Here is an 11,967-nt window from a genome sequence, read left to right on the forward strand (position 1 = left end):
TGATATTTAACATCTTTATCCCACTGAATCATGTTATTTGTTTTTTTGAGCAATATGCGATATTCCATTTATAAAGAACGTACAAAATAACATGCATTCTCTCTTAAAAGCGCCACTATGAGTGTTTCATAACTTGTAATTTATTAAGAATAACAAAAAAAAAGAAAAGAAAAGATAGCATTATATTATTATAAAATAATACATTTGCAGCGACCGAAATAGAAAGGGAATAAAATCCCTAAACCAAACTATTTACTAATTTAACCTTATTAATCTATGCAATTCTACCAAAAAACAAGGGAAAATTGTGTAAAGACACATGTAATTCTGAAAAAAGCCTCTTTTTACGCATGTCTTACACTATTTGCCGGAATGGCTTTCCCAATGCCTTTGTGGGCTTCGCTGTCAACTGCCATCGTACAACAGCATGTTAAACAAATTACGGGTATCGTAAAAGATGCAAACGGAGATCCTGTAATCGGTGCCAATGTAGTACAAGTGGGAAGCACCAACGGTACCATTACAGATGTGGATGGCAAATTCACGTTGAATGTATCCGTAGGGGCTAAACTGAAAGTTTCGTATATCGGTTACAACGACCAACAAATTACCGTAAGTAACAGCAACAGTTACACCATTATCTTGAAAGAAGATACTGAATCTTTAGATGAAGTGGTAGTAGTGGGATACGGTACTCAAAAAAAAGTAAACCTGACAGGTTCTGTGGCAACCATCTCATCCGATAAACTAGTCAACCGCACTAGTGCCAATGTCACCAACATGCTGGCAGGACAAATGCCGGGTGTCACCATTATCCAAAATACCGGTCAGCCAGGAGCTGATGCCGGAGTACTGCGTGTACGTGGTCTAGGAACCATGGGAGATGCCAGTGCCATGGTTGTGGTGGATGGAGTAGAGTCTACCATGAGTAGCGTGGACCCCAACGATATTGAAAACATCTCTATATTAAAAGATGCAGCCGCCTCAGCCATTTATGGTGTACGTGCTGCCAATGGTGTTATTCTTATCACAACCAAAAAGGGAACCAAAGGACGTGCCATTGTATCTTACGATGGATATGCAGGCTGGCAAAGTGCCTCACGTATGCCCAATTTTTTGGATTCTTACAATTATGCAGTGCTGATGAATGAAGCTTACACCAATGACGGTTTGAAAGGTCCGTATGACGAAACAGCCTTGCAAAAGTTCAAAGACGGAAGTGATCCCGACTTTTATCCCAATTCCGACTGGCTGGGTACACTACTAAGTGAAAACGGCCTGTTCAACAACCATCATTTGAGTATCAAAGGCGGTGGAGACAAAGTAACTTACTCGCTGGCATTCAACTATCACGATAAAGACGGATTGATAGTCAATACCAACTACAACAAGTTCAATGTACGCGCCAACATTGACGCTCAGATAAACAGTCGTCTGAAATTGACTACAAATATGGCAGTATACCGCAGTAATATGACTGCTCCAGCAGCAGGTATCAGTAACCTGATGCACTATGCTTTCCGTGAAACTCCGGTTACTCCCATCCAACTGAGCAACGGCAACTATGCTTTGTTCAAAAACGAGCACAACTCCGTAGCCTATGCACGTGAAGGAGGAACCTACAAAGAAACAAACAGCAATTTCCAAGGTAACGTAGGAATGGAACTAGACATTATAGACGGACTGAAACTGAGAGGGATTGCCGCTTCGACTTTCAACCTGACCGACAATCCCACCCACGTCAATACCATGACATTCTATCAAGCAGGTTCAGACACTCCGGTAAAGAAAACCACCAACTCCATCACAGAGTATGATATCAAAAGTATGGAACTAAACCTGCAAGCTTATCTGGACTATAACAAAACCTTCGGTAAACACACTGTAGGAGCTTTACTGGGTTATTCACAAATTTATAAACAGACACGCTACCTGCAAGCTTACCGTAAGAACCTGCCCAACTCCAATTCGCTGGACCAGATCAACGCCGGCGAAGTGACGGGACAGACAACATACGGTACAGAAATAGAATACGCTCTTCGCTCAGTTTTCGGACGCGTGAATTATTCATACGATAACCGTTATCTACTGGAAGCCAACCTGCGTTATGACGGTACTTCACGCTTCCCTAAGAACAACCGCTTCGGCGCATTTCCCTCTTTCTCCATCGGATGGAGAATCTCAGAAGAAGAGTTCTTCAAAGTTGATTGGGTGGATAATTTGAAACTACGTGCATCATGGGGATTGCTGGGTAATCAGGAAACCGTAAACTCAGACAACAGTTCCAACTATTATCCGTATCAGAACACCTATCTATTCGGTTATGACTACAGTTTCGGAAACACTTTGACTCCAGGTATCTCCATTTCCAGCCCGATGGCCAACCAAGACATTACGTGGGAAAAAACAGACCAATGGAACGTAGGTGTGGACGCCGCTTTTTGGAGCAATAAACTGACCTTGGGCGCAGACTGGTTCCGCAAGGAAACACGGGACATATTACTGCAACTTCCCGTTCCCAACATGATGGGAGTCAGTGCTCCGATGCAAAACGCCGGCGTAGTGCGCAATACTGGTATCGAACTGCAACTAGGACATAACAACCGTATCAATGATTGGAGCTATTCTATCGGAGCCAATTTCAGTTATGTAACTACCAAAATTATAGATTTGAAAGGCGGTGACACACCAGGACAATCTGTAGGCGATCCACTGTGGGCATATTACGGCTACGTATGCGACGGCATCTTCCAAAACGAAGAAGAGATCAAGAATCATCCTACACAGAGCATGGGTACTCCGGTTCCGGGTGACTTAAAATACCGCGACCTGAACGGGGACAAAGTGGTAGACAGCAAAGACCGGCAAGTATTGGGTTCCTACTTTCCGAAAATCAACTTCGGTCTGAATCTTTCAGTTCAATATAAAGATTTCGACCTAAGTGCACTGCTGCAAGGTGCGGCTGATGTAAAGAGCGCTCCTGTAGCCGAAATCAGATACGCCTTCTACAATGGCGGTAAAGTAACGGAACAGCATCTGGACCGTTGGACTCCGGAAAACCCGAATGCCACTTATCCCCGATTGTCCATGAGTGACTCCAAAAACCGCGTGACTTCCAGTTTCTGGATGCAGGATGCCTCTTATGCCAAGCTGAGAAACCTGCAAGTAGGTTACAGCCTGCCCAAACAGCTGATATCCAAATACGGAATCAGCCGTCTGAGAGTGTATTGCAGTATCGACAATCTCTTTATGATTTCCGGCTTCGACGGTGTAGACCCCGAAGCCATCAGCGGCAACTATTATCCATTGACCCGAAATTATTCATTCGGTCTGAATGTAACATTCTAAACACTGACAACTATGAGACTAAAATATAACTTTATAGGATTAATATTGGCATGTGGCCTTGGTCTGAGCTCTTGCAATGACAGTTTTCTGGACAGAAATCCAAAAGACCAATTATCCGACGCATCTTTCTGGAAAAACGCAGAAGATGCCCAGAAATTCGCAACCGGAATCTATCTGTATCTGATAGAACCGGAGAACCATACTATCATGACAGATTGCTACACCGACAATGCTATTCCGGTACATGTCACAGCCGAACAGGGGCAGTTGTCTGCTGGTACGGCTACTTCCAGCAATCCACATTTCCTACAATTATGGAAAAATGCCTATCAATGCATCCGCAGATGCCTGGTATTTTACGAGCATATAGGCGATGTGCCGATGGATGAAAAAGAAAAAGCGCAACTGACAGCCGAAGTACAGTTTCTCGAAGCTTTCTCATACGCTAACATATTAAAATATATGGGTGGCGCCTCCCTGCTGGATCATCCGTTGGAACTGAACGAGAAACTTCCTTCACGCAGTTCTGAAGAGGAGACTTATAATCATATAGTAGGATTATTGGATAAAGCAGCAGCCAGCTTGCCCGATATCCGCAGCAACAGTGACCACGGAAAACCGAGTGCCGGAGCCTGCTACGCACTGAAAGCCAGAGTTGCTTTCTACTCACACAAATATGATGTGGCGGAAGCCGCCGCACGCAAAGTAATGGGCATGAATGTGTATGGACTGTATGATAACTATGGTGACTTGTTCCAACCTGTAGCAGAGTTATGTAATGAAATCATCTTTGATCGCGAATATCTGGAAAACCCGAAAAACTCCAATGAAGGCAGTTATATAGGACAGTTCTTCGCTCCCGTCATGATGGGAGGGTGGGAAGCTTTATCACCTACTCAAGACTTGATAGACTCCTATCCATGTAAGGATGGCAAATCAATCAGAGAGTCTCCTTTCTATAATCCGGAAGACCCTTTTGCCGACCGTGACCCCCGTCTAGGCTTCTCCGTACTGTGGAACGGTTCGCAAATAGCAGGAAAGACTTTCAACCTGAACAATATGGGAGATGGCAGCCATACCCGTACAGGATATAGCATGAAAAAGTATATCAATCCGGACAATGACGGTATCAATAATTACGACTGGACCAACTTTATCTATATCCGCTATGCAGAAGTGCTGCTAACTTTCGCCGAGGCTCGTAACGAAAATCTGTCTGCTCCGGATACGGAAGTATATGATGCGGTCAATCAAATCCGTCAGCGTCCCAGCGTAGGTCTTCCTCCTCTGCCCTCCGGCTTGTCCAAAGACCAAATGCGCGAAGCTATCCGTTTGGAACGTCGTTTGGAATTTGCTTTCGAGGGAATGCACCTGTTTGATACCCGTAGCTATAAAACAACCGAAAAGGATGTTACTAAACCAGTATACGGGATAAATGCAAAAGGAGAAAGCATTTTTATTGAAACCCGCAAATTCAATGCCAACCGTGACTATCTGTGGGCTATCCCCTTGGAAGAGGTAGACCTAGCTCAGGGTGCACTGAAACAGAATCCGGGTTGGGATTAACCCGGCCATTTATTTGGAGGGACAGGCTCATAAAGCTGTCCCTCCAACTCTTTCTACACATCTCTTTTCATTGAAGGCAAAAGTAATTACCTTTCCTCTCGAAAAAAGATAAAGCACTTTCAAGGAATATATGGTTTTCCCACCATCAATTTATCTCCGGAAAAATCGACTTCAAACAAGCGAGGAATACGAATATAACGTCCGTTTACATCCTTATGACGATGTACAGACATCAACCATTTACCGTCCAAGGTCTGAAACAACATCCCATGACCGAAATCGGGAGGAGTAATCGGGTCTTTCTCCTGTATCCATGGTCCATCCAAGGTTCCGCTTTCAGAATAAGCCACTCCCTGAGTGTACACATTATAAATCCAACTAGTCCAAATCATACCGAGTCTACCTGTTCCTGTACGGAACAGATACGGACCGTCAGTGACTTTATTCGGTTTATCCTTGCCATCCGCATCTTTTTCACGGCTCCACGGCGATTCGCTGGCACGGAACAGTAATTTCCCTTCGCCTATGGTTCCACTTAAGTCAGGCTTCAGTTCTATTTTCTCTATCGTACCATCCAAGGTTTGCAACCATTCATAACAATATACCATATAAGGCTTTCCGTCTTTATCCACCCAAAAAGTTCCGTCCAAGGTCGGTTTATCAGCAGGCAAATAAGTAGAGTCCTTCATCGGAACGTAAGGTCCGTCCGGCTTATCGCTTACCAAAACATGGCTGGCACGACGCTCTATTACATTCCCTTGTACCGTATCAATCTTCACCGCCTGATTGGTGAAAGTGGCAAAATAATAATACTTGCCTTTATATGGATGCAACTCAGCGGCCCAGACCATGGGATCAGGTCCCATCCATGAGTTAGAGTCAGTCTTTGCCACATGGAACGGTCCTTCCCAAAGTTTCAAATCCTTGCTTTTCCAAAGCATACCTCCGGTTCCAGTCATATAATACATAGCCGTCTTCCTGTCTGCTAGAATGCAAGGGTCACTCAGCACAATAGAATCCAAAGGCACTTCCTTCCGCACTTCCTGCTGACGTCCTTGGCAAGCAGACACCAACCATGAAAGAGAAACACCTAACAATAAAAACAATCCAATCTTTTTCATGCATATTCTATTTTAAGTTTCACAAATTCAACATTACAAATATACGAACCTAGAAGGGCTATGAAAACAGAAAGGCACATTTCCTCACGAAATATGCCTTCAATTCTAACTTAACCTAACCTAAAATTCTATTATCACATCACAGTATGTTAACCTTCTTCCTAAAACCCTATCTTTAATACCTATTATCTCTTTTTACCGATAGCAAAGATAAAAAATCTAATTGACAACCATAGAGGTAAAATCGAGCAAGATGGATGCAATAATCGGTCAAGAACAGACTATTGCACTATTTTCCATCCTTCAGGACTATTTTCAACAGGGATTACTGAAAGAAATCCAGTGTCCAGTTGTCCATCCACTCCACGTATGGAACTCCTTCCTTAAATTGAACAGGTAACCAAATGTAACGGGCATCACTGGGATGCTCCGGACGCCAGATATCTGCCATAAATATAAAAGCATCTTTCTTCCCCTCCACCTTCAGAATATAAGTGCTCTGTCCACCGAACGTAAGTTCCGACTTCGGTCCCACACAAGGGTTGGGATGCTGAGACCATGGTCCGAAGATGGAAGAAGACGAGAACATACGGGCCTCATTGGGAGCCCAACCGGTACAACCGGAAGTGATCATCCAGTAGGTTCCGTCTTTTTTGAAGATAGCAGGTGCCTCATTGTGTCCTGCCGGAGCCACACGCACATAATTCCCTGTGTGTGAAAGATAGTCATCACTCAATTCCGCTATTTGAAGTGTAAGGTTTTCTTCAGAAGAGTAAATATGGTAGGCTTTACCATCCTCATCTACATAAAGGGTCATATCGCGAGACATCTGTCCGCCATCCAAATCACGCTTTACTATCAAGCCTTTGTTCACAGCATCCGTCCATTCGGGAGTCCACCATTTCTCATAATTCTTGGCATTCAGAGTATCCAGCACTGCAACAGCCTGCCCGTCCATATTAACAGGCAGCTTACCAGCATTGACACGTCCCGAACGGATGAAACGGTAAGGACCGGCAGGGGTATCACTGACTGCCACCCCGGCACGGGCGGCTGCATAACCTTTTCCTTTCAATTCCAGATGGAACCACATCACAAACTTCCCTGTTTTCGCATTATATATCACTTTAGGACGTTCCAATATACATCCACGCGCTATGTCGCTGCTGTCGTTATCAACAACAGAAAGCGCTACGCCTTCGTTCTTCCAGTCAGTAAGATTCCGAGAAGAATAACACATTACTCCCACCATGGCACTGCTGGTAGTATCACATTTATTCTCGCCGAACCAGTAGTATGTTCCGTCATAGTACATTACTCCGCCCCCATGGGCATTGATATGCTCTCCGTTGTTATCAGGCCACATCTCGCCTGAACGAATGGGTTGCAACGGTTCATTGCTGCATCCGCAAAGGAAAATCAAAGCTGTGCACAACTCACACAAGCTGTTTCTCAGTTTACTCATCATAAATTATTTTTATATAAAATGTTTCTTATTCAGATGGAAGCAAAGCATCGTAAGACATCCCCCAATGTTCTGCCAGGCGTTCCGCTTCCTGGCGAGTAAGATGAATGATTGCCCCATGTTTGGGAGAAGTGAAGTTAGTAGTCCTCATCACTCCTTGGTTAAACTGTCCCAAAGGAGTGAAATGTACGAAGTCGGAAGTTTCACTGAATCCGAAATTATGAACCTTCTGCCCGTACACATCATACATCAACACCCATCTATCCTCACCGATGCGTTTCCACAAGTTCGGAGCTTCGCACGCCGTGGGTTCAGGATCATACCAACGGGCATTATACTCGTAATCACTGTTTACCCTGTCCGAAACAGCCTGCTTGATACCGGCTCCCCCGTCGTGTGAAACGTAAAACATGTGATACTTATCTCCTATACGGGTAATATCCGCATCAATAGCAGAGATCTTCTCGTCGGGGTATTGAAACAGAAGCTGGGGTAAAGTCTCCAACCTGTCAAAGTCGTCATTGACATATACATAGTAAAGCTTGTTCGCCTCATTCTTGAAGCGCATGGTGAAGTACATCATCAGCTTTCCTTTTTTATCATCATAGGTCACTTCGGGAGCCCAGGCACAACCAATCTCACTAAAAACGGCAGACAACTTGTCAAAGCGCAGATTGGTACGCTTCCAGTGAATCAGATCCCAGGATTTCATCAATACCAGCCCCCGGTTGTTACCCCATCCGTACTCTTTTCCGTCGCGTTCCCACTCTGTATCACGATATCCGTCACGCTGCGCATAAATATGCAAATCGGTCATCGACAGATAGAATGCTCCATCCGGACCGCGGAAGATATGCGGATCGCGGATACCTTTCTGTTCGGCTATCGTATCTCCGGCTATGACGGGCTTTCCTTCGTTCAAAGCGGTAAAAGTGTAGCCGTCGGGACTGATTGCCATGTGAAGTCCATGGTCCTCGTCTTTGTGGAAGACCATCAGATAGGCGCTCATATCTTTCTCTTGCGGAACCGCATTCCGATAACGGAAGCGGCTGAAACCCGCACTTCCTTTTCCGGCAGAAAACAGACCGACACGCAAAGCATAAAAACCGCCATAATTATTGTGATGCAAGGAGGAAACATCCATATCACCAGTTAGAAGAGTCCATTCTTTCCCATCCTTACTCACCTCTACGGACAGACGGTTACCGCAATTGTGCAGTCTGGCAAAGAAATGTTTCCCAATGCGGTTGGGAAGTTCCGTCTTGTGCTCCGCATCCCGGTAAATATAGAATGTCTTTCCATCGGAAACGACTCCGGCGTAAGCCTTTTCATTATAATACAGGATAAGCCCGGCCACATTTCCATTCCCTGTCCGGATTTCCACTTGTGTTTCGTAATTCTTGTCTTCAGCGGTGGTCAGCAACACCCGTCCGTCAGCAGGAGTCCGGCCTTTGGCTTTCATCCATAAGATATCCTCCTTGAAAGTCAGGGATTGAGGAGCATATTCTTTCCAGAAAGTCCACTGAAGTCCCAATTGAGGACCTTTGAAATCATCGGACAGTTCCAATCCATGTTTGATTTCCTGCTCCGGAGTGACAGGGGTAGCGGCAGATACGGTACGGTACCAGCCGTCCTCCGTCCATTCTACCGGTTCAATCAGGGTGGAGCGTCCCAACGTGTGATAGTCATTGGCATACGCATGATAAACGATCCACCAGTTGCCGTTCACATCATCTATCAACGTGCCGTGGCCTTTAGACCACCAACTATCCGTTACACTATATGTATGCACAATGGGATTGTAAGGTGAATTCTCCCAGGGGCCGGTCACACTTTTTGAACGGGCGGACACAACCATGTGGCTCGTTGCGGGTCCCGCAGTCCCTCCTTGGGCGGAAGTAAGATAATAATATCCGTTGTGTTCATTCAGTTTCGGGGACTCCAGACACATACATTCCGTATCCCAATGGTCAGGATATTTCCATCCGTCATATACTTTCTTCTTTTCCCCGACGGTGGCAAGTCCGTCCTCTGTCAATCGGATCATTTCCCCTTTATCCAAATAAAGATAGCGGTTACCCTCCTTATCCACCACATGACCGGGGTCAATCCCTCCCACCTTCAAGTCAACGGGGCGGCTCCACGGACCACGGATGTTTTTCGCCCACATCACCCAATTGGTTCCTGCGGCAGGATAATAGATGTAATAAGTATCCTTGTATTTCAACAAATCAGGCGCCATGGCAGAACCTTCATATTGAGGCATGACACGACATAACGGCTCCCAGTTCATTAAATCCTGCGAGTGCCAGATTAAGAATCCGGGAGCGTAATAGAAAGGAGAATGAGTCATGTAGTAATCCTTGCCGTCACGCATAATGGAAGGGTCAGGATAATCACCCGGAAGAATCACTTTAGGATAAGTCTGTGCATTCATCTGCAAGAATGACAAAAGCAATAAAAGGGATAATAAAAGTCGCATCATAGTATTTTATGGGGTTATTCATTACCTGTCATCGAGTCCCAACCCGATACAGCTGTTTTTTATTCTTCAAAAATACATATTCTGCTAATAAAAAAGGGGGTATAATTCGTGCAAAATGGGACAGAAATCAGCCAAAAGTCGCTTTTTATTCTTTCTAAAGAAATAAATCACGTCGAATTTCCCAAACTGGAGGAAATAAAATGAGGGCATTCTCTTTGAGAGATATGCCCTTCATGCTCTTTCAATATTTTATATATATCTTACTTATATCCGACAGAATCAATAACCTGGATTCTGTTTCAAATTTCCATCTTTGTTCAATTGAATCTCGGTGAGAGGTATCGGAAGCAGTGTATGGATATTGGCATCAAAACCTGTAATCACCTTATTGCTTGGTGCAGCAGGTTCCACATCCCCATTCAGTTTGATACGTTCGGCCAACGTATTGGTCCGAACTAAAGTCATACGACGGTTCTCCTCACTAATCAATTCACGGGCACGTTCATCCAAAATGAAGTCAATGTCAATCTGATCAGCCGTTACTTTACCGGCACCCGGAGCCACCGCACGATAGTCTTTAAAGGCACGGTCGCGCAACACATTGATGTCATCAGCCGCCCCCTGTGTATTCCCCTGACGGAAACGAGCCTCTGCACGAAGCAAGTAAGTTTCTCCCAAACGCATCACAGGCCAGTCCTTCACTACAGCATAACCAAAATCATCGGTTTCATCATAAGCCCCCCATTTAGTGGGATGAGGATAAAATACGTTCAATGAATCTCCCTCGTGAGGGATGACCTGGTCGCCCGTTTTTAATGTCACATTTCTTACACCTTTGTCTTTATCCACCAAGAACCCTTTAGCATCAATACCAACTTCTTTTGAAAAACCGGGCTTGTTATACCACATTACACGACGGATATTATAATTAGAATTACGGATATCACCTTTCTCATACAATCCGTATTTCACAAAATTGCTGATACGCAAACGGCCATTACCACGACCGCCTATGGAATCCGCATTCACCATACCATCCAGTTTATGGAAAGCAGGAACCCAGTTACGACGTTGTTGCGGATTGTCAATCGTACCGCCATTCACATCACGGTTATACTCCATTTCGAAAGTCCAGATAGCCTCCATATTCCCCTGTGAACGACGCTGATTCCCCCAACGGAACATATCATGATAATAATCACCCGGCTCGGCCGCATATTTACCATATCTTGCTGAAATCAGTTCATATTTACCACCTGTTATAATAGGCGTCACCGCATCTTCCGCCTTCTTGAAATAGGAAGCATCACGCATACCCATCCGAAGATAGGCTTCTCCTGCCAACTGTCTTGCCATATCCTGATTTATACGGCTTTCATTTTTGGCAGCTCCCACTACCGGAAGATTAGACATGGCATAAACCAAGTCAGAATCAATGACTCCATCCACCTCGGCAACCGCATTACGGGTATAATCTGTACGCGGAATACTAGTAGATTCTGTCACCAAAGGTACATCTCCCCATAATGTCACCAACATATTGTATGCATAAGCACGAAAGAACATGGCTTCGGCTGTTGCCGCCGCATCACCGCCTTCAGCTTGTGAAGCGATAATCTGATTCGCACTATTAATGAGCTCATATAATTTTTCCCAAAGGAAACTTACCCCTGCATTCTCTGCATTCAATTCCTGATATCTGTAAAAAGGAACCTCTACCCCCTGAGTGTCACCGGGAGCACCTACATCCGTACCTACCTGCCAGCATCCTACAAATCCCTGCTGACTGGACATTCCCCATATAGCAGCATATTGACGGTGCAGACCTACCAATTTCGCATTTACATCTGATACTTCCGGACCATAACTAGAGTACATTTTCTCATCCAGAAAACTATCGCTGCATGATGTAGTCCCAATAACAAATGCCGATGCAGCAAAAGTTGTTAATAATATATTTCTAAATTTCATAGTTCTTCGTT

General features: G+C 44.8%; 6 protein-coding genes. 2 read left to right on the forward strand and 4 right to left on the reverse strand.

The window, feature by feature from the left end:
* Nucleotides 1-276 precede the first annotated feature (276 nt).
* Together GKD17_RS18660 and GKD17_RS18665 are read left to right on the forward strand one after the other, a co-directional pair.
* The gene (locus GKD17_RS18660) at nt 277-3,348 is read left to right on the forward strand and encodes a SusC/RagA family TonB-linked outer membrane protein (protein ID WP_007833084.1); all 3,072 of its coding nucleotides are present in this window, start codon (nt 277-279) and stop codon (nt 3,346-3,348) included.
* Nucleotides 3,349-3,360: 12 nt separating this feature from the next.
* Nucleotides 3,361-4,914, forward strand: coding sequence for a RagB/SusD family nutrient uptake outer membrane protein (locus GKD17_RS18665; protein ID WP_007833083.1), 1,554 nt, complete (start codon nt 3,361-3,363; stop codon nt 4,912-4,914).
* Between the two features lie 119 nt (nt 4,915-5,033).
* Here the strand turns inward: GKD17_RS18665 and GKD17_RS18670 are convergent, their stop codons facing one another.
* From GKD17_RS18670 to GKD17_RS18685, 4 genes are all read right to left on the reverse strand, one after another.
* A complete protein-coding gene (locus GKD17_RS18670) occupies nt 5,034-6,035 on the reverse strand; it encodes a glycoside hydrolase family 43 protein (protein ID WP_007833082.1) in 1,002 nt (333 codons plus the stop codon).
* 325 nt (nt 6,036-6,360) lie between these two features.
* Nucleotides 6,361-7,503 (reverse strand): glycoside hydrolase family 43 protein, encoded by a 1,143-nt coding sequence (locus tag GKD17_RS18675; protein WP_007840839.1) that lies wholly within the window; start codon nt 7,501-7,503, stop codon nt 6,361-6,363.
* 25 nt (nt 7,504-7,528) lie between these two features.
* A complete protein-coding gene (locus GKD17_RS18680) occupies nt 7,529-9,985 on the reverse strand; it encodes a family 43 glycosylhydrolase (protein ID WP_008655949.1) in 2,457 nt (818 codons plus the stop codon).
* A 279-nt stretch (nt 9,986-10,264) separates the two neighbouring features.
* Nucleotides 10,265-11,956 carry a RagB/SusD family nutrient uptake outer membrane protein gene (locus GKD17_RS18685; protein WP_007833076.1) on the reverse strand — a complete coding sequence of 564 codons (1,692 nt, stop codon included), beginning with the start codon at nt 11,954-11,956 and terminating at the stop codon, nt 10,265-10,267.
* Between the last annotated feature and the right edge of the window lie 11 nt (nt 11,957-11,967).

The organism is Phocaeicola dorei (assembly GCF_013009555.1).
GTDB classification, from domain to species: Bacteria; Bacteroidota; Bacteroidia; order Bacteroidales; family Bacteroidaceae; genus Phocaeicola; species Phocaeicola dorei.